This window comes from Streptomyces sp. NBC_01013, assembly GCF_045162765.1.
Taxonomy (GTDB): domain Bacteria; phylum Actinomycetota; class Actinomycetes; order Streptomycetales; family Streptomycetaceae; genus Streptomyces.
Genome location: NZ_CP108687.1, coordinates 1309821 through 1331695, shown reverse-complemented (window position 1 = coordinate 1331695; position 21875 = coordinate 1309821). Strand labels below are relative to the sequence as shown.

At 71.1% G+C, this 21875-nt stretch carries 22 protein-coding genes; 13 read left to right on the top strand and 9 right to left on the bottom strand.

The window, feature by feature from the left end:
* Window positions 1-15: 15 nt before the first annotated feature.
* Complete coding sequence (locus OG538_RS05720) at window positions 16-618, bottom strand: TIGR03086 family metal-binding protein (protein ID WP_406090789.1); 603 nt, start codon at window positions 616-618, stop codon at window positions 16-18.
* Window positions 619-670: 52 nt separating this feature from the next.
* On the bottom strand, window positions 671-1105 hold the full coding sequence (locus tag OG538_RS05715; RefSeq protein ID WP_406090787.1) for a hypothetical protein: 435 nt from the start codon (window positions 1103-1105) through the stop codon (window positions 671-673).
* A 420-nt stretch (window positions 1106-1525) separates the two neighbouring features.
* Here OG538_RS05715 and OG538_RS05710 point away from each other — a divergent pair, with 420 nt between their 5' ends.
* A complete protein-coding gene (locus tag OG538_RS05710; RefSeq protein WP_406099997.1) occupies window positions 1526-2449 on the top strand; it encodes a DMT family transporter in 924 nt (307 codons plus the stop codon).
* A 20-nt stretch (window positions 2450-2469) separates the two neighbouring features.
* Here the strand turns inward: OG538_RS05710 and OG538_RS05705 are convergent, their stop codons facing one another.
* The gene (locus OG538_RS05705; protein ID WP_406090785.1) at window positions 2470-2673 is read right to left on the bottom strand and encodes a hypothetical protein; all 204 of its coding nucleotides are present in this window, start codon (window positions 2671-2673) and stop codon (window positions 2470-2472) included.
* A gap of 146 nt (window positions 2674-2819) precedes the next feature.
* Between OG538_RS05705 and OG538_RS05700 the strand changes: the two genes are divergently transcribed.
* From OG538_RS05700 to OG538_RS05680, 5 genes are all read left to right on the top strand, one after another.
* Entirely contained in the window at window positions 2820-4037 is a 1218-nt protein-coding gene (locus tag OG538_RS05700; protein WP_406090783.1) for a sensor histidine kinase, read from the top strand.
* Complete coding sequence (locus OG538_RS05695) at window positions 4034-4753, top strand: response regulator (RefSeq protein ID WP_406090781.1); 720 nt, start codon at window positions 4034-4036, stop codon at window positions 4751-4753. The genes OG538_RS05700 and OG538_RS05695 overlap by 4 nt, the downstream gene beginning before the upstream one ends.
* 66 nt (window positions 4754-4819) lie before the next feature.
* On the top strand, window positions 4820-5998 hold the full coding sequence (locus OG538_RS05690; RefSeq protein WP_406090779.1) for a cytochrome P450: 1179 nt from the start codon (window positions 4820-4822) through the stop codon (window positions 5996-5998).
* A gap of 18 nt (window positions 5999-6016) precedes the next feature.
* On the top strand, window positions 6017-6436 hold the full coding sequence (locus OG538_RS05685) for a PaaI family thioesterase (protein ID WP_406090777.1): 420 nt from the start codon (window positions 6017-6019) through the stop codon (window positions 6434-6436).
* 10 nt (window positions 6437-6446) lie between these two features.
* Window positions 6447-7643 (top strand): cytochrome P450, encoded by a 1197-nt coding sequence (locus OG538_RS05680; protein ID WP_406090775.1) that lies wholly within the window; start codon window positions 6447-6449, stop codon window positions 7641-7643.
* Between the two features lie 21 nt (window positions 7644-7664).
* Here the strand turns inward: OG538_RS05680 and OG538_RS05675 are convergent, their stop codons facing one another.
* Window positions 7665-8669 (bottom strand): Gfo/Idh/MocA family oxidoreductase, encoded by a 1005-nt coding sequence (locus OG538_RS05675; protein WP_406090773.1) that lies wholly within the window; start codon window positions 8667-8669, stop codon window positions 7665-7667.
* A gap of 193 nt (window positions 8670-8862) precedes the next feature.
* Here OG538_RS05675 and OG538_RS05670 point away from each other — a divergent pair, with 193 nt between their 5' ends.
* The 6 genes from OG538_RS05670 to OG538_RS05645 all read left to right on the top strand — a co-directional run bounded on the left by OG538_RS05670 (window position 8863) and on the right by OG538_RS05645 (window position 14680).
* The gene (locus tag OG538_RS05670) at window positions 8863-9585 is read left to right on the top strand and encodes a GntR family transcriptional regulator (protein WP_406099995.1); all 723 of its coding nucleotides are present in this window, start codon (window positions 8863-8865) and stop codon (window positions 9583-9585) included.
* Window positions 9586-9843: 258 nt separating this feature from the next.
* Window positions 9844-10827, top strand: coding sequence for a sugar ABC transporter substrate-binding protein (locus OG538_RS05665; protein ID WP_406090771.1), 984 nt, complete (start codon window positions 9844-9846; stop codon window positions 10825-10827).
* On the top strand, window positions 10824-11873 hold the full coding sequence (locus OG538_RS05660) for an ABC transporter permease (protein WP_406090769.1): 1050 nt from the start codon (window positions 10824-10826) through the stop codon (window positions 11871-11873). The genes OG538_RS05665 and OG538_RS05660 overlap by 4 nt, the downstream gene beginning before the upstream one ends.
* Complete coding sequence (locus OG538_RS05655; protein WP_406090767.1) at window positions 11870-12736, top strand: ATP-binding cassette domain-containing protein; 867 nt, start codon at window positions 11870-11872, stop codon at window positions 12734-12736. The genes OG538_RS05660 and OG538_RS05655 overlap by 4 nt, the downstream gene beginning before the upstream one ends.
* Window positions 12737-12911: 175 nt before the next feature.
* Window positions 12912-14075, top strand: coding sequence for an ROK family glucokinase (locus tag OG538_RS05650; RefSeq protein ID WP_406090765.1), 1164 nt, complete (start codon window positions 12912-12914; stop codon window positions 14073-14075).
* 14 nt (window positions 14076-14089) lie between these two features.
* The gene (locus OG538_RS05645; RefSeq protein WP_406090763.1) at window positions 14090-14680 is read left to right on the top strand and encodes a hypothetical protein; all 591 of its coding nucleotides are present in this window, start codon (window positions 14090-14092) and stop codon (window positions 14678-14680) included.
* 84 nt (window positions 14681-14764) lie between these two features.
* Here OG538_RS05645 and OG538_RS05640 read toward each other — a convergent pair whose 3' ends face one another.
* From OG538_RS05640 to OG538_RS05625, 4 genes are all read right to left on the bottom strand, one after another.
* Window positions 14765-16024: an arginine deiminase gene (locus OG538_RS05640; RefSeq protein ID WP_406090761.1), complete on the bottom strand. Its 1260-nt coding sequence runs from the start codon at window positions 16022-16024 to the stop codon at window positions 14765-14767.
* Between the two features lie 92 nt (window positions 16025-16116).
* Window positions 16117-17577: a basic amino acid/polyamine antiporter gene (locus tag OG538_RS05635; RefSeq protein ID WP_406090759.1), complete on the bottom strand. Its 1461-nt coding sequence runs from the start codon at window positions 17575-17577 to the stop codon at window positions 16117-16119.
* A gap of 486 nt (window positions 17578-18063) precedes the next feature.
* Window positions 18064-18936: a GNAT family N-acetyltransferase gene (locus tag OG538_RS05630; protein WP_406090757.1), complete on the bottom strand. Its 873-nt coding sequence runs from the start codon at window positions 18934-18936 to the stop codon at window positions 18064-18066.
* 85 nt (window positions 18937-19021) lie between these two features.
* A complete protein-coding gene (locus tag OG538_RS05625; protein WP_406090755.1) occupies window positions 19022-19912 on the bottom strand; it encodes a helix-turn-helix transcriptional regulator in 891 nt (296 codons plus the stop codon).
* Between the two features lie 234 nt (window positions 19913-20146).
* On the opposite strand from OG538_RS05625, the gene OG538_RS05620 reads away from it, so the two are divergent.
* Window positions 20147-21163, top strand: coding sequence for a zinc-dependent alcohol dehydrogenase family protein (locus OG538_RS05620; RefSeq protein WP_406090753.1), 1017 nt, complete (start codon window positions 20147-20149; stop codon window positions 21161-21163).
* Between the two features lie 127 nt (window positions 21164-21290).
* Here OG538_RS05620 and OG538_RS05615 read toward each other — a convergent pair whose 3' ends face one another.
* Window positions 21291-21743, bottom strand: a complete 453-nt coding sequence (locus OG538_RS05615) for a winged helix-turn-helix transcriptional regulator (protein WP_406090751.1) — start codon at window positions 21741-21743, stop codon at window positions 21291-21293.
* Window positions 21744-21875: the final 132 nt, after the last annotated feature.

Here is a 21875-nt window from a genome sequence, read left to right as displayed (position 1 = left end):
GAGTGACCCTCGCGGTCAACTGCCGTGCGGCGGAAGCCAGTCCGGGGAGCGGCCGAGGGCCGACAGCACGAGGCGCAGCGTGCCGTCCCCGGGGGCGGGACCGAGAGCGGGCCGGAAGGCCGCCCCCGGCTGTTCGCGCCGTTCCCCGCCCGGCACGCGCAACGCCACGGGCAGTGCGGCATCGAGCACGGCCGGCGCGAACGCGGTACGCGATCCCAGGGCGGCCGCCACGTCCCAGGAGTGCACGACGTAGTCGATGAAGTGGAACCCGATAGCGGTGGTCGCGGGGAACCGCGCCTTCGCGTCGATCTCCGGGAGCGCGAACCGCCGCTCCAGCACGCCCGGTTGAGCGAACGCGTCCAGGAGGGCGTGAGCCACCCAGCGGTACCACTCGACGGGATCGTTGCCGGCCGCACGCGGTTCCCAGGCGGCCGGTTCGGAGCCTTCGCCCCGTGCGGCGGCGGCGAAACCGAGGTGCTGGGTGCCCATGTGCTCCACGAGGAGCCGCAGGGTCCAGCGGTCGCAGGGGGTGGGCCGGTCCCAGTCGCCGGGGCCTGCTTGTTCCACCACGCGGACGGACTCGAGCACTGCGGCCCGGTCGAGTTGCACGATGTCCATGGTCCGGATTCCTTTGTGAGTGCGCCTGAGCGAGGACGGGGGCGTGGCTGGTTCAGGACTCGGCTGCGGGCCACGGGGCGGACCCGGAGAGCAGACTCCAGGCGGCCTCGCGCAGCGCGGTGCGGCCGGTGAACGGGGTGTGCCAGGTGGCCGAGCGCAGGGTGCCCCGGTCCCGGTACGCGCGCACGATGTGCCGGTGGTCGGGGCGTGCGACGAATCCCAGCAGGTGCGCACGGGCGGTCCAGACCGTGACCGAGCCCGAGCGGTTCATCCGGGGACCGATGTCCGCCCACAGCCACATGCCGACCGCGCCGGGGGTGTGCGGCCAGGTGCGGCGCAGCCGCAGTCCAGCGGCCCCGACGGAGGGGGTGGTCCACGGGCGGTGGGTGACGAATTCGGTGACGGAGACGACCACGTCGGTGCCGCGGTCGTGCGGCTCGGCGGCCGGGCCGGCCTGCCAGGCCGTGCTCCAGAGGGTGTGCGGCACGAGTGGCCCCTTCCGAGGTCCGGCACGGCCGTCCGCGCCGGATGCCCGCCACCATACAAGTGGACGAACGAGCGTGCTGTTTGTTTTCACCAAGTCGTCGGCGCCGGTCATGGTCGGAGTGTCGACGAGTCGTTGGCGCCGGTCCTGCCGGAGCCGATGCGTGCCGGCTCCTCCAGTGCGACGTCGGCACGATCGCCCTGTCGGTCCTGTCGGTCCTGTCTGTCCCGACCACCCCACCGGCCCCGTCCGCCCGGGAGGCTCTCCCGCCAACGGGCGACTCCGTGTTCCGTGCAGTGCGGGCGGCTGCGGCGGACCGGTCCCGGGGCTCGCCCTCGCAGGAGGGCGCCAGGTAGCGTGATCGCTCCGCGTGCGAGCCAGTGAGGTCTCCACACCATCCTTGTGGAGAACCAGGAGATCCGGGTGTCCTCCGTCGCCGTGCCCGTCCTCGCCCCGCCCCGCCGGGCGTGGCTTACCGATCTGCCCGTCCTGCTCGTCGCCGTGGTGTGGGGCTCCAGCTATCTGGCCGCCAAGGGCATCACCACGACGCAGACCGTGATCGCCGTCCTCGTCCTGCGGTTCGCCGTCGTGCTCCCCGTCCTGGTGATCGCCGGATGGTCCCGGCTGCGGGCGCTGACCGCGGCCCAGTGGCGGGGCGCGGGACTTCTGGGCCTCGTACTCAGCGGGATCTTCCTCGTGGAGACCTACGGCATCGTGCACACCTCGGCGACCAACGCCGGACTCATCATCAGCCTCACCATGATCTTCACCCCGCTCGCCGAGGCCGTCGTGACGCGGACCCGGCCGACCGGGACCTTCCTCGCGGCCGCCGGGCTCTCCGTCACCGGGGTGGTCCTGCTGACCCAGGGCGGCGGATTCACCAGCCCCTCGGCGGGCGATCTGCTGATGCTGGTCGCCGCACTCGCCCGTACGCTCCACGTGCTTCTGATGGCGCGCATCAAGTCCGTCCGGTCGGCGGACTCGCTGTCGCTGACGACCGTCCAGCTCGGCAGCGCGGTCGCCGTCTTCGCCCTGCTGGCCGCCGCCCCCGGCACGGGGGAGTCACCGTGGTCGGTCGCCGCCGGGTTCGGCGTGCGGGAATGGGGCGGGCTGCTGTTCCTGTCGGTCTTCTGCACACTCTTCGCGTTCTTCGTGCAGATGTGGTCCGTACGCCGCACCTCGCCGTCCCGGGTCAGCCTGCTGCTCGGTACGGAGCCGCTCTGGGCCGCCGCTGTCGGCATCGCGATCGGAGGCGAGCGGCTTGGCGTCCTGGGGGTCGCGGGCGCGGTGCTGGTACTGGCCGGAACGGCGTGGGGGCGCCGCAGCGCGGAACCAGCCGCTCCTTGACGGCGTCGCCCCGTATCGCGTCACTCCTTGACCGAGTCCGAGGCGATCATGATGGCGGCCCCCGTCACCACCAGCACGATGCAGGCGAACAACGCGTAGTCACCGAAGAACGGCAGCCGCCGCACCACGCTGAGAAAACCGAACCAGTCGAGCCATTCGTGGAGCAGCCCGGCTGCGCCCTGGACGAACACCAGGAATCCGACCGTCTCACAGATCTTCTTCATGGAAGCGAGCCTGCCGGGCCGCACACGGGCGCCGCGTCGGCCGGTCGTCTGCGCGGCCGGTCCGAAAGTCTCCGCTTCCGCGACTTTGGTCGCTCCGTGGCCCGGAACGTCCAAAAGCCCCGTCCAGGCTGCGTAGCTTTGTCGACATGACGCGCACCGAGTACCCCTGGCTGCTGCCCTCGGCGATGGCCGATCCCGAGCTCCCGGGCGACCGGGGCAGCCGAACGCGCCGCACCGTGCGGGACTGGGTGGTCGACATCATGGCCTTCCTGTGCGCGGCGGGCATCGGAATGGCGACCGTCGCCGCGATCGACGCGGACCACAGCACCCCCGCCGGCGTGATCCTCCTCGACTCGCTCGTCGGCGCCGCGGCCTGCTGCGCCCTGTGGGTCCGGCGGCGGTGGCCGGTCGGCCTCGCCGTGGTGCTCACGCTCCTGTCCACCGTGGAGCCGGTCGCCGCGGGAGCCCTGCTGGTGGCGCTTTTCAGCGTGGCGGTCCACCGGCCGTTCCGCCCGGTAGCCCTGGTCGGCGCGGGGGCCCTGGTCGTCGCCCCCGTACAGCCGTATCTGCGCCCGGATCCGTCCACCTCGTTCCTGGCGTCCACCGTCATCGGAGTGCTGCTGGTCCTGCTCGTGCTCAGCTGGGGCATGGTCGTACGGTCCCGGCGCCAACTCGTCGGCACGCTGCGCGAGCGCGCCCGGCGGGCCGAGACCGAGGCCGGACTCCGGGCCGAACAGGCGCAGCGCCTGGCCCGCGAGGACATCGCCCGCGAGATGCACGACGTCCTCGCCCACCGGCTGACCCTGCTCAGCGTCCACGCCGGCGCCCTCGAGTTCCGCCCCGACGCACCCCCGGCCGAGGTCGCCCGCGCCGCCGGGGTCATCCGGGACAGTGCGCACGAGGCACTCCAGGACCTCCGCGAGATCATCGGCGTCCTGCGCAGCCCCCGCGACGGCGACGCCGACCGGCCGCAGCCCACACTCGCCACGCTGGACGCCCTCGTCGCCGAATCCCGCCTGGCCGGCATGAAGGTCACCCTTGACAACCGCATCGCCGACCCGGCCGCCGCCCCGGGAGCCACCGGCCGCACCGTCTACCGCATCGCCCAGGAGGGACTGACCAACGCCCGCAAGCACGCGCCCGGCGCCGAGGCCACCGTCACCGTCACCGGCGGGCCCGGCCGGGGGATCACCGTCGAGGTGTGCAACCCGGCCCCCACCGAACCCTTCGAGCGCGTGCCGGGATCCGGCCAGGGCCTCATCGGCCTGACCGAGCGGGCCACCCTCGCCGGAGGCCGTCTCGACCACGGACCGGAACCGGACGGCGGGTTCGGAGTGCGGGCCTGGCTACCGTGGTCCTCATGACCACCCCGGCACCCGCCTCCCCGCCCCGGCCCGTTCGGCTGCTCATCGTCGATGACGACCCGCTCGTACGCGCGGGGCTCACCCTCATGCTCGGGGGCGCCGAGGACATCGACATCGTCGGCGAGGGGGCCGACGGCAGCGAGGTGGCCGAACTCGTCGACCGGCTCCGGCCGGACGTGGTCCTGATGGACATCCGGATGCCGGTCATGGACGGGCTGACCGCCACCGAGGTGCTGCGCAGCCGTCCGGACGCGCCCGAGATCGTCGTCCTGACGACGTTCCACGCCGACGAACAGGTGCTCCGCGCCATCCGTGCCGGAGCGGCGGGCTTCGTCCTCAAGGACACCCCGCCCGCCCAGATCGTCGACTCCGTGCGGCGCGTGGCGGCGGGTGACCCCGTCCTGTCGCCCGCGGTCACCCGGCAGTTGATGGCCCGCGCGGCGGGCTCCGGCCGGGAGGAGCGCGTCGGCCGGGGCGAACGGGCACGGCAGCGGATCGCGTTGCTGGCCGACCGGGAGCGCGAGGTGGCGGTCGCCGTCGGGCAGGGCCGGTCCAACGCGGAGATCGCCGCTTCCCTCTTTCTGAGTGTTGCCACCGTGAAGACCCAGGTGTCACGCGTTCTCGCCAAGTTCGACTTCAACAACCGGGTGCAGATCGCGCTGCTGGTCCACGACGCGGGCCTCCTCGACGAAGAGGCCGACACCGGCCTGTCCTGAACCCGTCGTCCCCGCCGCACCGGTCGGCATAGGCTGACCGGACCGATCTGACCGGGAGGCGGGCCCATGTCCCATGTCGACGCAGATCTGCGCGCGGTCGCCGACTTCACCGCGAATCCGTACCCGTACTACGCGGGACTGCGCGCCGACGGTCCCGTGCACACCATCCGTACCGACGAGTTCGACCGGGTCTGGCTCGTCGTCGGGTACGACGAGGGACGTGCCGTGCTCGCCGACCAGAGATTCGGCAAGGACTGGCGGGCCCTTCCCGGGCAGGCGGGCGCGGGGGACCCGGTCAACGCCAACATGCTGGAGATGGACGCGCCGGACCACACCCGCCTGCGCAAACTCGTCGCCCGGGAGTTCACCTCGCGCCGGATCGAGGCGTTGCGCCCCCGCGTGCAGCAGATCACCGACGGACTGCTCGACACGATGCTGCCCGCCGGGAAGGCCGACCTGCTGGACGTGCTCGCCTTCCCGCTGCCGATGACCGTCATCTGCGAACTCATCGGCGTACCCGACCTGGACCGGGCCGCCTTCCGTGTGATGTCCAACGCCGTGGTCTCCCCGGCCGGTGCGCAGCAGGAGGGCGACGCCGTCCGTGCGATGGGCGCCTACCTCGCCGAACTGATCGAGGACAAACGCTGTTCGCCCGGCGACGACCTGCTGAGCGCGTTGATCGCCGCCCGGTACAACGACGAGGACACGCTGTCACCCGACGAACTGGTCGGCATGGCCTTCCTGCTGCTGGTCGCGGGCCACGAGACGACGGTGAACCTGATCTCCAACGGCGTACGGGCGTTGCTCACCCATCCCGACCAACTGGCCGATCTGCGTGCCGATTTCGGTCTCCTCGACAGTGCGGTGGAGGAGATGCTCCGCTACGAGGGACCGGTGGAGACCGCCACCTTCCGGTTCGCCCGCGAGAACGTCAGGATCGGCTCGCGGACCATCCCGGCCGGTGACCCGGTCCTGGTCTCCCTGGCCGGCGCCGACCGCGACCCCGCCCGCTACCCCGGTCCCGACCGCTTCGACATCCGGCGCCAGGCGCAGGGGCACCTGGCCTTCGGCCACGGGATCCACTTCTGCCTGGGGGCCCCACTGGCCCGGATGGAGGGCCGAATCGCGATCCGCACGCTGCTCGAACGCTGCCCCGGGCTCCTGCTGGACCCGGCGGCCGGAGAACCGGACTGGCTGCCTGGCATGCTGATCCGCGGGGTGCGCCGGCTCCCCGTGCGCTGGTGACGGAGAAGGGACCCGTTCATGACCGGACTCGACCTGCAGATGGCACGGAAGGTACTCGACAGCCAGCCCTTCAGCGTCCTCGTCGGCGCGCGGATCACCGCCTTCGGTGACGGCGCGGCCACGCTGGAGATCGACAGCCGCGAGGAACTGCGGCAGCAGAACGGATTCCTGCACGGCGGCGTGCTCGCCTACGCCGCCGACAACGCCCTCACCTTCGCCGCCGGGACGACGCTCGGCCCGGCGGTGCTGACCGGCGGCTTCTCCATCCAGTACGTCCGCCCCGCCACCGGCACCACGCTCGTCGCACGGGCGGAGGTCGTCCACACCGGCCGTCGGCAGGCAGTGGCGCGCTGCGACCTTTCCGTCGTGGGGGAGGACGGTGCCGAGACCCTCTGTGCCGTCGCCCAGGGCACCGTGCTGAGCGCCACCTCGTCCTGAAGGAGCCCACGTGACCACCGAAGCCATATTCGACCTCGGGGCGCTCGGTGAGCGGTTCACCCGTGATCCCTTCCCCGTGTACGCGGCCTTACGGGCCCGCGGGCCCGTGCACCGGGTCCGGATTCCGGAGGGCACCGCCGCCTGGCTCGTCGTCGGGTACGAGGAGGGCCGGGCCGCGCTCGCGGATCAGCGGTTCTCCAAGCAGTGGCACAACGCCTCGCCCTCCCTCGGCGTCAGCCAGGTCTCCGCAGGGACCTCCATGCTCAGCTCGGACGCACCGGCGCACACCCGGCTGCGCAAGCTCGTGACCCGGGAGTTCACCGCCCGGCGCATGCAGCAACTCGTCCCGCGCGTCCAGCAGATGGCGGACGAACTGCTCGACACCATGCTGGCGGGCCCGGAGCGCAGCACCGATCTCGTCGAGTCCCTGTCCTTCCCGCTCCCGATGTCCGTCATCTGTGAGCTGCTCGGTGTGCCGTTCCTGGACCGCCGGGCCTTCCGCGACTGGTCCAACACCGTGGTGTCGTCCCTCGACGGTGCGGCCCGACGCGCCGCGACCGCCGACATGTCCGGCTATCTCGCCGGGCTGCTCGACGACAAGCGGAAGCAGCCCGGCGACGACCTGATGAGCGCGCTCATTCACACCGCCGACGAGGAGGGCGACCGGCTGTCCGCCGCTGAACTGATGGGCATGGCCTGGCTGCTGCTGGTCGCGGGCCACGAGACCACGGTCAACCTGATCTCAGGCGGGGTGCTGGCCCTCCTCACACACCCGGAGCAACTGGCGGCGCTGCGGGCGGACTTCGGCCTGATCGACAACGCCGTGGAGGAGATGCTCCGCTGGGCGGGCCCGGTCGAGACGCCCACGTACCGCTTCACGACCGAAGCGGTCGACATCGGCGGCACGGTGATCCCGGGCGGCGGCGAACTCGTCCTGGTCGCGATGTCCGACGCCAACCGCGACCCGGACCGCTATCGGGATGCGGACCGCTTCGACATCACCCGGGACGCCCGGGGGCACCTGGCCTTCGGCCACGGCATCCACTACTGCCTCGGGGCGCCACTGGCACGCATCGAGGCGGCGGTCGCCGTCAGAAAGCTGCTGGAGCGCTGCCCGGAGCTGGCGCTGGACGGGGATCCGGCGGAGCTGACGTGGCGTACGGGGATGCTCATCCGGGGACCGGAGGAGCTGCCCGTCAGGTGGTGAGCCGCGGACGGCGTGCCCGGGTCAGGCGGACGGGATCTCCGTCAGCTCCACCGGGCGCCTCTCCCGCCGTGAGACCTCGCACGCCTCCGCGATCCGCAGGGCGCTCAGCGCTTCCCGGCCGTCGCACGGATTGGCCGCCTCGCCGCGTACCAGACGGACGAAGGCGTCCAGTTCGGCCTCGTACGCGGGGGCGAAGCGCTCCAGGAAACCCGGCCAGGGGTGGGCCGGGGCGCCGGGGCCATCCGGTTCGGCGGAGGTGAGGGGCGTGCGGGCGTCGAGGCCGACGGCGATCTGGTCGAGTTCCCCAGCGAGTTCCATCCGGACGTCGTACCCCGCGCCGTTGCACCGGGTCGACGTCGCGGTGACCAGAGTGCCGTCCTCCAGCGTCAGCAGTGCCGCCGCCGTGTCCACGTCCCCGGCCGCGCGGAACATCGCGGGTCCGGCGTCCGACCCGGTGGCGTACACCCGCGTCACCTCACGGCCCGTCACCCAGCGCACCATGTCGAAGTCATGGATCAGGCAGTCCCGGAACAGCCCGCCGGAGAGCGGCAGGTACGCGGCGGGCGGCGGCGTCGGATCGGAAGTCGCCGTGCGGACGGTGTGCAGCCGGCCGAGTGCTCCCGTGCGGACCGCGGCACGGGCCGCCGCGTATCCGGCGTCGAACCGGCGCATGAAGCCGAGCTGCAGGATGCTGTGGGCGCGCTCCGCCTCACGCAATGCCCTCAGGGTGCCCGCCAGGTCCAGGGCGACGGGCTTCTCGCAGAAGGCGGGCAGACCGGCTCGGGCGGCCCGGCCGATCAGCTCGGCGTGGGCGGAGGTGGCGGAGGCGATCACCACGGCGTCCACACCCGCGTCGAACAACGCCGTCGCCGTGGGCACGGTGCGCGCCCCCGTGCGGGCGGCGACGACGGCCGCGCGGTCCGGGTCGATGTCCGCCACCACCAGCGCCTCCACCGCTGGATGGCGGGCGAGGACGCCCGCGTGGAAGGAGCCGATCCGGCCGGTGCCCAGGAGTCCGATGCGCATGGACCCAACGTGCCGTCCACCCGTGGCGGTGTCAACTGTATGTCCTGACAAATGGGTGCCGGTTTCGGTAGGTTGAACACCGTGTGAAGGTGTCCGGACAACAGGACGACCGAACTACCGGAGATGCGGACGTGAGCGTTACGCTCCCGAGGTGCCGAAACCCACCGCCGACGCCACGGCCCTCAACCTGAACGTGGACCGCTCCAGCCCCGTACCGCTCTACTACCAGCTCGCCCAGCAGCTGGAGGCGGCCATCGAGGACGGGCGGCTCGCCCCCGGCGCCCTCCTCGGCAACGAGATCGAGCTCGCCGCCCGGCTCGGGCTGTCCCGGCCGACCGTGCGCCAGGCCATCCAGTCGCTCGTCGACAAGGGCCTTCTGGTCCGACGCCGCGGCGTCGGCACCCAGGTGCTGCACAGCAAGGTCAGGCGACCGCTCGCACTCGGCAGTCTCTACGACGACCTGGAGGCCGCGGGCCGGCACCCCTCGACCACCGTCCTCACCAACGCCCCACGCCCCGCGACGGCAGCCGTCGCCGCGGCGCTGGGCGTCCCGGAGGGCGCCGAGGTGCAGTACATCGAGCGGCTGCGCCACGCGGACGGCGAGCCCCTAGCCCTCCTGCGCAACCACCTCCCCGCCGGACTCCTCGACCTCTCCGGCGACCAGCCGGCGGCCACCGGCCTCTACCGGATGATGCGCGGCGCGGGCATCACCCTGCACAGCGCCCGGCAGACCGTCGGAGCGCGCCTCGCCACCGCCGAGGAGGCCGCCCTGCTCGGGGAGAGCGAGCGACAGGGCGCGGCCCTGCTCACGATGGAGCGCACCACCTTCGACGACACCGGCCGGGCGGTCGAGTTCGCCTCACACCTCTACCGCGCCTCGCGCTACGCCTTCGATTTCCAGCTCCTCGTACGGTGACAGGGGGCCCCGGCTCTCGTACGGTGTCACAGGCTTCTCGGCTACTCGTACGGTGACGGACGGCCGCACCCGGCCGCCCCGGCGCCGTATACGCCCCGATCCGACACACGCGCCTCGCCCCTGCCGGGCGGGCGCGAGCCGGGCTCGGGGATACTTGTCCAGCCGGGCCGGGACCGCATGGCCCCGGCTCCACCAGCACAGCGAGCAGCACAAGAAGGGCACGGCGTCGTGGCAAGGGTTCGGACAGGGGTACGTGCGATGGGCGCCGTGCTTGCGGCGGTGCTCGGGGCCTCCCTCATGGGATGCAGCAGCACCGGCGGCAAGCGGGCGGAGGAGCGTGCGGCCAAGGCTGCGGCCGAGGGCCGGTCCGCGGTGAACACGCCCCGCTGGACCTTCGCCATGGTCACCCACTCGGGCGACGGTGACACCTTCTGGGACATCGTCCAGAAGGGCGCCGACATGGCGGCCAAGAAGGACAACATCAACTTCCTGTACTCGCACAACGACGAGGCGCAGCAGCAGGCCCAGCTCGTCCAGGCCGCGATCGACAAGAAGGTCGACGGGCTGATCGTCACGCTGGCCAAGCCCGACGCCATGAAGGCCGTCGTCGCCAAGGCCACCAAGGCCGGCATCCCGGTGATCACGGTGAACTCCGGTTCCGCCGAGTCCAAGAAGTACGGCGCGCTCACCCACATCGGCCAGGACGAGTCGATCGCGGGCGAGGCCGTCGGCGAGGAGCTCAACGCACGCGGCCGCAAGAAGGCCCTGTGCATCCTGCACGAGCAGGGCAACGTCGGCCACGAGCAGCGCTGCGCCGGGGCGAAGAAGACCTTCGACGGCCAGATGCAGAACCTGTACGTCGAGGGCACCAACATGCCCGACGTCCAGGCCTCCATCGAGGCGAAGCTCCAGGCAGACAAGGGCATCGACGCGGTCGTCACCCTGGGCGCACCGTTCGCGGACGCCGCCGTCAAGGCGAAGAAGACGGCCGGGAGCAAGGCCGAGATCGACACCTTCGACCTGAACGCCAAGGTCGCCGCCGACCTCCAGGCCAAGGCCCTCGGGTTCGCCGTCGACCAGCAGCCCTACCTCCAGGGGTACGAGGCCGTCGACCTGCTCTGGCTCTACCGCTACAACCGCAACGTGCTCGGCGGCGGCCGCCCGGTCCTGACCGGCCCGCAGGTCATCACCGCGGACGACGCCGCCCAGCTGGCCGAGTACGCGGACCGGGGAACCCGATGACCGCGGGGCCCGGCACGTCCTCCGCCGTGGCGGACGAGAGGCTGCTGCGCACCTCACCGCTGCGCAGGCTGCTCGGCCGTCCCGAGCTCGGCTCGGTCGTCGGCGCGCTGGCCGTCTTCCTCTTCTTCGCCGTCGTCGCCGACAGCTTCCTGCGCGCCACCAGCTTCGGCACCGTGCTGTACGCGGCCTCCACCATCGGCATCATGGCGGCGCCTGTGGCGCTGCTGATGATCGGCGGGGAGTTCGACCTCTCCGCGGGTGTGATGGTCACCAGCTCGGCACTGATCTCGTCGATGTTCAGCTACCGGATGACGGCCAACGTCTGGGTCGGCGTCTTCGTGTCCCTGCTGGTCACGCTCGCCATCGGCGCCTTCAACGGCTTCATGCTGACGCGTACGAAACTTCCGAGCTTCATCATCACGCTCGGTACGTTCCTGATGCTGACCGGTCTCAACCTGGGATTCACCAAGCTGATCAGCGGGACCGTCTCGACGAAGACCATCGGCAACATGGAGGGCTTCGACTCGGCCCGCAAGGTCTTCGCCTCGGCCTGGACGGTCGGCGGCGTCGAGCTGAAGGTGACCATCCTGTGGTGGGCCGTCCTCGTCGCCATCGCGACCTGGATCCTGATCCGTACCCGCTTCGGCAACTGGATCTTCGCCGTCGGCGGCGAGGCCGATGCGGCCCGCGCGGTCGGCGTCCCGGTGATCCGCACCAAGATCGGGCTCTACCTCGGGGTGGCGTTCGCCGCCTGGGTCTCCGGCCAGCACCTGCTGTTCAGCTACGACGTGGTGCAGTCCGGTGAGGGCGTCGGCAACGAGCTGATCTACATCATCGCGGCCGTCATCGGCGGCTGTCTGATCACCGGCGGATACGGCTCCGCGATCGGCTCCGCGGTCGGTGCGTTCATCTTCGGCATGACCAGCAAGGGCATCGTGTACGCGGAGTGGAACCCGGACTGGTTCAAGTTCTTCCTCGGAGCCATGCTGCTCCTGGCCACCCTGCTCAACGCATGGGTACGCAAGCGCGCGGAGGCGACGAAATGACGGCCCCCAGGGAATCGAGCGGGCCGGCGGCCACCGACCGGCGGGCGCTGGTCGAGCTGGACCACGTCAGCAAGTACTACGGCAACATCAAGGCGCTGCAGGACGTCTCGCTGGAGGTCCACGCGGGCGAGATCTCCTGCGTCCTCGGCGACAACGGCGCCGGCAAGTCCACCCTGATCAAGATCATCGCGGGTCTGCACCGGCACGACGCCGGGAGCTTCCTGATCGAGGGCGAGGAGACCACCCTCGCCAATCCGCGCGACGCCCTGGACCGGGGTATCGCCACGGTCTACCAGGACCTCGCCGTCGTCCCCCTGATGCCGGTCTGGCGCAACTTCTTCCTCGGCTCCGAGCCGACGACCGGTGCCGGGCCGTTCAAGCGCCTCGACGTCCGGCTGATGCGGGAGACGACCCGCTCCGCGCTGCTGAGGATGGGCATCGACCTGCGCGACGTCGACCAGCCCATCGGCACCCTGTCCGGCGGTGAGCGCCAGTGCGTCGCCATCGCGCGGGCCGTCCACTTCGGCGCCAAGGTCCTCGTCCTGGACGAGCCGACCGCTGCGCTCGGCGTCAAGCAGTCCGGGGTGGTGCTCAAGTACGTCGCCGCCGCCCGGGACGCGGGACTCGGCGTGGTCCTCATCACGCACAACCCGCACCACGCCTACCTCGTCGGTGACCGCTTCGTGCTGCTCAAGCGGGGCGCCATGGCGGGCAGCCACACGAAGGACGGCGTCACGCTGGACGAGCTGACCCGCCAGATGGCGGGCGGCAGCGAGCTGGAGGAGCTCAGCCACGAGCTGGAACGGACCCCCGGTCCCGGCCTGCTCGACGGCCGTCGGGACGAGGACGACACCTCCGCGTGACCGTGTCCGCCACCGTCCCAGCCCGCCTCCCGGGTGCGGCCTCCGGCCCGGGCGGCGGGCGCCGGCAGGCCGGTCGCGGTACGGACCGTGTTCGGCAGTGGCAGAATCGACTCCGGTGGGCACCGTCCGCCGCCGGCAGCACGACGAACCGGCCCTCCCAGACCCCGCAGGGACGATGAGCACGTACCGCGACTTCACACACCGCGGCTCCGCCCGCGCCACCGTCCTGCGGACCGTAGGCACCAGGGAGCGGCGCTCGCACCTCACCGCGCCACGGGTCCCCACGGTCGGCATCGACATCGGGGGGACCAAGGTGATGGCCGGCGTCGTCGACGCCGACGGGAACATCCTGGAGACCCTGCGCACCGAGACGCCCGACAAGTCCAAGAGCCCCAAGGTCGTCGAGGACACCATCGTCGAGCTGGTGCTGGACCTCTCGGACCGCCACGACGTGCACGCCGTGGGCATCGGGGCGGCCGGGTGGGTCGACGCCGACCGGTCCAAGGTTCTGTTCGCCCCGCACCTGGCCTGGCGCGACGAGCCCCTGCGCGACGCCCTCGCCTCCCGGCTCGTGGTCCCGGTCATGGTGGACAACGACGCCAACACCGCAGCCTGGGCCGAATGGCGCTTCGGTGCCGGCCGCGGTGAGGACCACCTCGTCATGATCACGCTCGGCACCGGCATCGGCGGCGCGATCCTGGAGGACGGTCAGGTCAAGCGCGGCAAGTACGGCGTCGCCGGTGAGTTCGGCCACATGCAGGTGGTGCCCGGCGGTCACCGCTGCCCCTGCGGCAACCGCGGCTGCTGGGAGCAGTACAGCTCCGGGAACGCACTCGTCCGGGAGGCCAAGGAACTGGCCGCGGCGGACTCCCCGGTGGCCCACGGAATCATCGAGCGGGTCAAGGGCAACATCCCCGACATCACCGGGCCGCTCATCACCGAACTGGCCCGCGAGGGCGATGCGATGTGCATCGAGCTCCTCCAGGACATCGGCCAGTGGCTCGGTGTCGGCATCGCCAATCTGGCCGCCGCGCTCGACCCCTCCTGCTTCGTCATCGGAGGCGGTGTCAGCGCCGCCGACGACCTGCTGATCGGACCGGCCAGGGACGCCTTCAAACGGCAGCTCACCGGCCGCGGCTACCGCCCCGAGGCCCGGATCGCGAAGGCGCAGCTCGGCCCCGAGGCGGGTATGGTCGGCGCGGCCGACCTCGCCAGGCTGGTGGCGCGCCGCTTCCGGCGTACCAACCGCCGACGCGTCGAGCGGTACGAGCGGTACGCCCAGATGTACGACCAGGCCGCCAGCACCATCCGTAACACGCGCAACACCCGCACTCCTTAGGAATCCCCGCACCCATGACAGCAGCCGAGCACCCCGTCGTGCCGCGCCAGTCCCCGCCGCCCGGCGAGGGGCCGACGCCCGAGGAGCGGCGCCGGACCATCCGCCGCCGCCTGATCACGGCGACGATCATCGTGCTGCTCATCGGCATCCCGGCCGGCTATCTGCTGATCTCCGCCGGGCAGAGCCGCCGGTCCGGGCAGGACAAGGCCGCCGAGGCGGCGGCCCAGGGTCTTCGGGAGGGCTGGCCGTCACGGATGCTCCGCCGCATCTTCGAGGTGCCGATCCCCGGGGACGCCAAGGAGGTCCAGTACTACGAGACCAACAACTGGAAGGCCAGCCGGATGTACGTGCAGTTCCGCACGACGTCCAACGGCCTCGACCGCTTCCTGACCCAGGTGGGCACGGGCCGTGCCGCACTGGAGGCCGGTCGGGTCACCGTCGGCGAGCGCGACACGAAGATCGCGGGCTGGTACTTCGGCGACGGCGTCTCGTGGGCGGGCACCACGCACACCAACAAGGACCCGCGGCCCACGCAGGACATCACCGTCGACATGACCGACCCGATGTCGCCCGTCGTGTACGTCGTCTCCGCCGCGACCCCCTGACCGGAAGCCGGCGGGACCGCCCGTCGGTCCGCGGCAGCCGGGTGCGTGACATGTGCCGACGCGGCGCGCGCCCACCGGGCGGGATCAGAAGTCGACGGGCTCGCGGATCAGCGGACAGGTCATGCAGTGGCCGCCACCGCGCCCGCGCCCGAGCTCGGCGCCGACGATCGTGATGACCTCGACGCCCGCCCTGCGCAGCAGGGCGTTGGTCTGTGTGTTTCGGTCGTAGGTGAAGACCACGCCGGGCCGCAGGGCGACGGCGTTGTTGCCGCTGTCCCACTGCTGCCGCTCGGAGGCGTACACATCGCCACCCGTCTCGACCACCCGCAGCCGGGGCAGGCCCAGGCCCTTGGCCACGACGTCGACGAACGGCGTCGACTCCTCATCGGTGATCTCCACGCCCGGGTCCTTGTCGCTCGGGCGCAGGGAGAAGGTGTGCACGGCGTCCATGATCTTGGGATAGAGCGTGACGATGTCGCGGTCGGCGAAGGTGAAGACCGTGTCCAGGTGCATCGCGGAACGGAGCCTGGGCATCCCGGCGACGATGACCTGCTCGGCCGCGCCGTTGCGGAACAGGGAGGCGGCCACCTGGGTGATGGCCTGGCGGGAGGTGCGTTCGCTCATGCCCATCAGCACGACCCCGTTGCCGACGGGCATGATGTCGCCGCCCTCGAACGTGGCCTGACCCCAGTCCTGTTCGGGGTCGCCCCACCACACCGTGCTGTCCCTGAAGTCCGGGTGGAAGGTGTAGATCGCCTTCATCAGCAGGGTCTCACCGTGCCGGGCGGGCCAGTAGAGCGGATTCAGCGTCACACCGCCGTAGAGCCAGCAGGTGGTGTCACGGGTGTACAGGGTGTTGGGGAGCGGGGGCATGAGGTACTCCCGCGCCCCCATCGCCTCGCGCGCGAGCGACACGTAACCGGAGCGGAACCCTGCCGGCAGGTCAGTGGTCGACAGGCCGCCGATCAGGTACTCGGCGAGCTGCCGGGAGCCGACCGTGTCCAGGAAGGCGCGGGTGTCGTCGACGAGTCCCAGTCCGACCTCGTTGGCGACGATCTTGCGGTCCAGGAGCCAGCTCCTGGCCTCGGGGATGTCCATGGTCCGGGCCAGCAGATCGTGCAGTTCGACGACCTCGACTCCGCGGCCGGTCAGCTGGTCGACGAAGTCCGCGTGGTCCCGCTGCGCGTTCTCCACCCACATGACGTCGTCGAAGAGCAGGTCGTCGGAGTTGGTCGGGGTGAGCCGGCGGTGGGCGAGCCCGGGCGCGCACACCAGGACCTTACGGAGCCTGCCGACCTCGGAGTGAACGCCGAGGGCCGGTTCGGAAGTGGTGTCGGGACTCATCGCAGTGCGCCTTTCGATCGGGTACGGCACGGGTCGGGTACGGCACGGGTCGGGTACGGCACGGGTCGGGTACGGCACGGGTCGGGTACGGGTCACAGTTCGATCCAGCCCGCCGCCAGGGCGATCACGCCCAGCACGGCACCGGCGACCGAGACGGCGCAGATGAGGGCCTCGCGGGGCGAGAACAGCCGGCGGTCCTGCTCCCGCCGGGCCTTGACGAAGAGGAACGTCGCGGGGGCGTACAGGATGAAGGAGACGAGGACGAACTTCAGCCCGGCGGCGTACAGCAGGAACGCCGTGTAGAGCGTGGCGACGACGGCGATCACGAGTTCCGGGCGGGTGCTCCGCCCGGAACTCTCCGCACGGCCGGGGCCGAAGCAGATCTTCACGGCGAAGGCGGCGGCGAGCAGGAACGGGATCAGGCTCAGCGCGCTGGTGAGGTCGAGCGCGAAGTTGAACGCGTCGTCCGAGAACATCGTGACGACCAGGACGACCTGGCTCAGCACGGTGGTCATGAGCAGCGCGGGGACCGGTACGTCCTCGGGTGTGGCGCGGCCCAGGAACCGGGGCATGTCCTTGTCCTTGGCGGCGACGAAGAGCACTTCCGCGGCCATCAGTGTCCACGCGAGGTACGCGCCGAGCACGGAGATGATGAGACCGACGCTGACGAAGACCTTGCCCCACGTGCCGACGGCGTGTTCGAGCACGCCCGCCATGGACGGCTGGCGCAGCTCGGCGATCTCGGCCATCGGCATGATCCCGTAGGACACGATGGTGACGGAGGCGAAGACCGCGAACACACTGAGGAACCCGAGGACCGTGGCCCGGCCGACGTCCTCCCGCCGCTTGGCGTGCCGGGAGTAGACACTGGCGCCCTCGACTCCGAGGAACACGAACACCGTGGCCAGCATCGTCCCGCGGACCTGGTTGAACAGCGAGCCCGCGTAGTCGGCGCCGCCCCAGTTGTCCACGAAGACATCCGTGTCGAGGTAGAACAGCGCGAGGACGACGAACACCAGGATCGGTACGACCTTCGCCACGGTCACGATCTTGTTGATCGCGGCCGCCTCCTTGACGCCGCGTCGGATCAGCAGGAAGAACGCCCACAGTCCGACCGAGGAGAGGACGACGGCGAGGAACGTGTCGCCGTCACCGAGCGCGGGCCAGATCGCGCCGATCGTCGACATGATCAGTACCCAGTACGTGACGTTGCCGACGCAGGCGCTCGCCCAGTAACCGAACGCCGAGAAGAACCCGAGGTATTCGCCGAATCCGGCCTTGGCGTACGCGTACACACCAGCGTCCAGCGCGGGCCGCCGCACGGCCAGCGCCTGGAAGACGAAGGCGAGCATCAGCATGCCCGTCCCCGCGATCGCCCAGGCGATCAACGCCCCGGCCACCCCGGTCTCCTGCGCGAACCGGCTCGGCAGCGAGAAGACCCCGGCGCCGACCATGGAGCCGACCACCATCGTGGTCAGCGTCACCAGGGTCAGCTTTGCCGCGGGCCGGTCACTGGGGGACGCGGTCGCGGTGCTGGTCTCTGCGTAGCTCATGTCTTCCCTCGTCTGTGCGCCGGAACGTGTGTGCCGGATTCCGTGCGCCGGTCCGTACGCCGAGGCGTGTGGGACATGCGCGGAGGGCGCAGTGCCGCTGTCGGCGCGAGGCGGGGACGGACCCGGCGTCGTCGGCGCGCGCTTCCCGAACCCGGCCCGGAACAGGTGTGACGACAGGACCCGTGCGATGAGCCCGGACTCCTCCAGCACGGCACCGAATATGACGGTGCCGATGATCGGCTTCAGCCGGCGAGGGCTCACGCACCGGACGCCGCAGCGCCTCCGCCTGCTTGCCGTCCGCCATCCCCACCCCGTTCACGAACCACGACGAACTCCAGTGCCCACGCATCCACCGAACGTGAATATAGTGCAAAAAGGTACATAACGTGCGCATGGGTGAAGGTCGCGGCAGGTGAAATCCGGAAGGCTGTCCGCAATGTCACCCCCCATGGCGGTGGGTCACGGAAGGCCGGTACCGGCTGTCGCTCATCCGGCCCTCACATGCGGGAAGTCGTACAGGGCGAAGTCCGCCACAGCACGGAAGCCGATCCGCTGGTACAGGCCGTTGCTCGTGGAGTTGGCCAGGTCGGCGAACAGCAGCACTTCCGACGCGCCCGCCGCCACCGCGGCCCGGCAGGCCTCGACCGTCGCAGCGCCCGCGTAGCCCCGGCCGCGCAGATGGGCCGGCGTGTAGACGGGGGCCACCCTGATCTGTCCGGCGACCACGGGGGTCACGCCCGCCATGGAGACGGGGCTGCCGTCCGGAGTCTCCCAGTGGATGACGCTCCCGTCGGCGATGCGTACGTCGGCCCAGGAGGCGGCGTCGCCGGAGGGAGAGCCCCCGATGGCGGCGACGAACTCGTCGTGCCAGCGGATGAGTTGTTCGCGGTCCCGTACGCCCGCGATCCGGCTCCGACCCTCCGGGCGGGGCTCCGGCACGGTCAGCGTGCCCAGGCGGTACAGACGCTGACGTTTGCTCAGGACCGGGGTCGCGCCGGTGTGCCGGTGCCACGCCTCGGCGAAGGACAGGGCGGTGTCACGGTCGGCGCTGACGCCGGGGAGGGTGTGTCCGAGGGCGGCCAGATGGACGGCGAGTGAGTCGGAATCGTCGGGCGTCAGGGGGGTGAGGCTCAGATGGCGCGGCGGGGTGCGGAAGTAGCTCGCCCGGACCTCGCCCTCTCTCTCGAGTATGCCGAAGACAGGGGCTTCGGTGCCGAATGCGTGCGCTCCGCGCCTACGCAGCGACTCGGTCACCGTGAGGGGGAGGGTGTGCAGGGCGGGACGTGAGTGCAGGAAGTCGCCTGCGCGGGCCAGGAAGGTCTCGACCCCGTCGATGGCGTGCCAGGAGTTCAGGTACATGCCCCATGATCCCGTGCGGCGGCGGAGGGCGCCCGTGGTTTTCCCGTGCTGCGCGGTCCCGGCGCGAGTCCGGGACGGGTGCCCGTCAGTGAAAGGTCTGCCGGGTGGGGGTGCCGGCTTCCTGCGTGGCGGCCCAGGTGGCGAGGAGGCGCAGGGACTCTTCGGAGGGTGAGCCGGGTTCGGCGGTGTAGATGGTCAGGGTGAGCCCGGGTTCGGCGGCCATCTCCAGTCCCTCGAAGGCAAGGGTGAGATCACCGACGGCGGTGTGGTGGAAGTTCTTGGTCCCGGTGCCGTGGTGGCGGACGTTGTGGGCGCCCCAGCGGGTGCGGAACTCGTCGCAGCGGGTGGACAGTTCGCCGACGAGGTCGTGCAGGTCCTTGTCGTGGGGATTGCGGCCGGCCTCGGTGCGCAGGATGGCGACGGTGACGTCGGCGGCGGGTGCCCAGTCGGGGTAGAAGCGGTGGGCGGCCGGGTCCAGGAAGGTGAACCGGGCGAGGTTCGCCTGGTTGTGGGGTGCGGCGTAGACGTCGTTGTAGAAGGCGCGTCCGAGCGCGTTGACGGCGAGGACGTCCATACGGCCGTTGCGGACGAAGGCGGGCCCCGCGGTGATCGCGTCCAGCGTCCACTGCAGGCTGGGGTGCGGGGTCCACTGCCCCTTGGCGCGTCGGCGACGTGGCCGGGTGAGCGAGTCGGAGCCGTCGGCGGCCTGGGCCAGATGGAGCAGGTGGGCGCGTTCGGCCTCGTCGAGCCGCAGCGCGCGGGCGACAGCTTCGAGGACGGCGGGGGAGACGCCTGCGAGGCTGCCGCGTTCGAGCTTGGCGTAGTACTCGACGCTCATGTCGGCGAGTGCCGCGACTTCGCTGCGTCGCAGGCCAGGGACGCGGCGTCTGCTGCCTGAGGCCAGTCCCGCCTGCTCGGGGGTGATCTTCGCGCGCCGCGAGGTGAGGAACTCGCGGACCTCCTGCTGGTTGTCCACCCCTCGACCGTACGTCGTGCGGGCCGCGGGAGGAATGTACTGCCGGTACACCCATCGACGGTGACTGGCTGCCCGGAGCGAATGGCGGTTACCTGGATGACGTGGCACTCCTTCGCGGCCGCCGGCGGTACGCGGAGCGAGCGCCCCGGGCCCGTGCCGTACGAAGTGGCCCGGCCCCCCAGCACGTGGACCGCCCGAAGCGGTCCGACCCCCCGTACGTAAGGAATCCCTCTCATGCGCGGTGCAGTGATCCACGCCCCCGGCGATGTCCGCTTCGAGTCGCTGGACGACCCGAAGATCCTCCACCCGACCGACGCGATCATCCGCACGGCCGTCTCCTGCGTCTGCGGCTCGGACCTGTGGCCCTGGCGCGGTCTGGAGCCGATCGGCGACCCGCACCCGATGGGGCACGAGTACGTCGGCTTCGTCGAGGAGGTCGGCAGCGAGGTCACCTCCGTCAGGCCGGGGCAGTTCGTCGTCGGCTCGTTCGCGACCTCGGACAACACCTGCGCGAACTGCCGCAACGGATTCCAGTCGAACTGCCTGCACCGCGAGTTCATGTCCACCTGCCAGGCCGATTACGTACGCATTCCCAACGCCCAGGGCACGCTGGTCGCCACGGACGGGATTCCCGCCGAGGACCTCTGGCCCGGTCTGCTCGCCGTCTCCGACGTCATGGGCACCGGCTGGTGGGCCGCGGACGCCGCCGAGGTCGGGCCCGGCTCGACGGTCGTCGTGGTCGGGGACGGCGCGGTCGGCCTCTCCGCCGTGATCGCGGCGAAGGAGAGGGGAGCGGAGCGCATCATCGCGATGAGCCGCCACGTCTCCCGTCAGGAACTGGCCCGCGAGTTCGGCGCCACCGACATCGTCTCCGAGCGCGGCGACGAGGGCATCGCCCGGGTCAAGGACCTCACCGCGGGCATCGGTGCCGACAGCGTGCTGGAGTGCGTCGGCACCGCACAGGCCATGCAGCAGGCCCTGCACTCCACCCGCCCCGGTGGCAACGTCGGCTTCGTCGGCGTCCCCCACGAGGTCGCCGTCGACGGACAGGAACTCTTCTTCTCCCACGTCGGCCTGCGCGGCGGCCCCGCCCCCGTACGCCGCTACCTCCCCGATCTGATCGACCGGGTCCTGTCGGGCCGGATCAACCCGGGCAAGGTCTTCGACCTCACCCTTCCCCTCGACCAGGTCGCCGAGGGCTACAGGGCCATGGACGAACGCCGCGCCATCAAGGCCCTCCTGAAGCCCTGACCGCGGGGCGCCGGGGGTACCGGCGGAGGGGGCCGGTGCCCATGCCCCGGCCGGTTCGGGGGAGTGACCGGCAGAGCGGGGGAGTGACCGGCAGAGCGGTGTGCCGGCGCCGCGCCCCCCGCTCGGATCACTGGCGGGAGATCTTGTGGACGGCGGTGTCGTCGGGGTTCAGCCGGCGACCGTCCGCGGACCGCACCTCCAGGGGGCGGAGGGGGTGGCCTTCTCGGCGGTCGATCAACTGTGAGTGCTGTTCGCCGGGGGCGAAGAAGTTCTGTTCGCCCCACTGCCGCAGCGCCACGATGACCGGGAAGAGCGCCTTGCCCTTCGGAGTCAGTACGTACTCGCGGTAGGCGCTGCCGTCCGAGGCCGGTACGGATTCCAGGACGCCCCCGGCTACCAGGCTGCGCAGGCGCGCGGTGAGGATGTTCTTCGCCACGCCCAAGCTGCGCTGGAACTCCCCGAAGCGCCGGCTTCCGTCGAAGGCGTCCCGCACGATCAGCAGCGACCACCAGTCGCCGATGGCGTCCACCGACCGGGCGACAGGGCATTCACTGTCGTCGAAGCGCGTCCTGGTCACCAAAGCGTTCCCTCACTCCTCGATGTCTGGTTGCAACATGCTACCAATCGGGCTACCGTCGCCGCAGTGTTGGTAGCAAGATGCAACCAGATGTGTGGAGGGGGTCCTGATGCCCGGCAACGGTGAGACGGTGAC

Coding starts and splice junctions, on each gene's coding strand:
- OG538_RS05720 (WP_406090789.1), bottom strand. CDS start 618: ATGGACATCGTGCAACTCGACCGGGCCGCAGTGCTCGAGTCCGTCCGC.
- OG538_RS05705 (WP_406090785.1), bottom strand. CDS start 2,673: ATGAAGAAGATCTGTGAGACGGTCGGATTCCTGGTGTTCGTCCAGGGC.
- OG538_RS05700 (WP_406090783.1), top strand. CDS start 2,820: ATGACGCGCACCGAGTACCCCTGGCTGCTGCCCTCGGCGATGGCCGAT.
- OG538_RS05695 (WP_406090781.1), top strand. CDS start 4,034: ATGACCACCCCGGCACCCGCCTCCCCGCCCCGGCCCGTTCGGCTGCTC.
- OG538_RS05690 (WP_406090779.1), top strand. CDS start 4,820: ATGTCCCATGTCGACGCAGATCTGCGCGCGGTCGCCGACTTCACCGCG.
- OG538_RS05685 (WP_406090777.1), top strand. CDS start 6,017: ATGACCGGACTCGACCTGCAGATGGCACGGAAGGTACTCGACAGCCAG.
- OG538_RS05675 (WP_406090773.1), bottom strand. CDS start 8,669: ATGCGCATCGGACTCCTGGGCACCGGCCGGATCGGCTCCTTCCACGCG.
- OG538_RS05665 (WP_406090771.1), top strand. CDS start 9,844: ATGGGCGCCGTGCTTGCGGCGGTGCTCGGGGCCTCCCTCATGGGATGC.
- OG538_RS05660 (WP_406090769.1), top strand. CDS start 10,824: ATGACCGCGGGGCCCGGCACGTCCTCCGCCGTGGCGGACGAGAGGCTG.
- OG538_RS05655 (WP_406090767.1), top strand. CDS start 11,870: ATGACGGCCCCCAGGGAATCGAGCGGGCCGGCGGCCACCGACCGGCGG.
- OG538_RS05650 (WP_406090765.1), top strand. CDS start 12,912: ATGAGCACGTACCGCGACTTCACACACCGCGGCTCCGCCCGCGCCACC.
- OG538_RS05645 (WP_406090763.1), top strand. CDS start 14,090: ATGACAGCAGCCGAGCACCCCGTCGTGCCGCGCCAGTCCCCGCCGCCC.
- OG538_RS05640 (WP_406090761.1), bottom strand. CDS start 16,024: ATGAGTCCCGACACCACTTCCGAACCGGCCCTCGGCGTTCACTCCGAG.
- OG538_RS05635 (WP_406090759.1), bottom strand. CDS start 17,577: ATGAGCTACGCAGAGACCAGCACCGCGACCGCGTCCCCCAGTGACCGG.
- OG538_RS05630 (WP_406090757.1), bottom strand. CDS start 18,936: ATGTACCTGAACTCCTGGCACGCCATCGACGGGGTCGAGACCTTCCTG.
- OG538_RS05620 (WP_406090753.1), top strand. CDS start 20,147: ATGCGCGGTGCAGTGATCCACGCCCCCGGCGATGTCCGCTTCGAGTCG.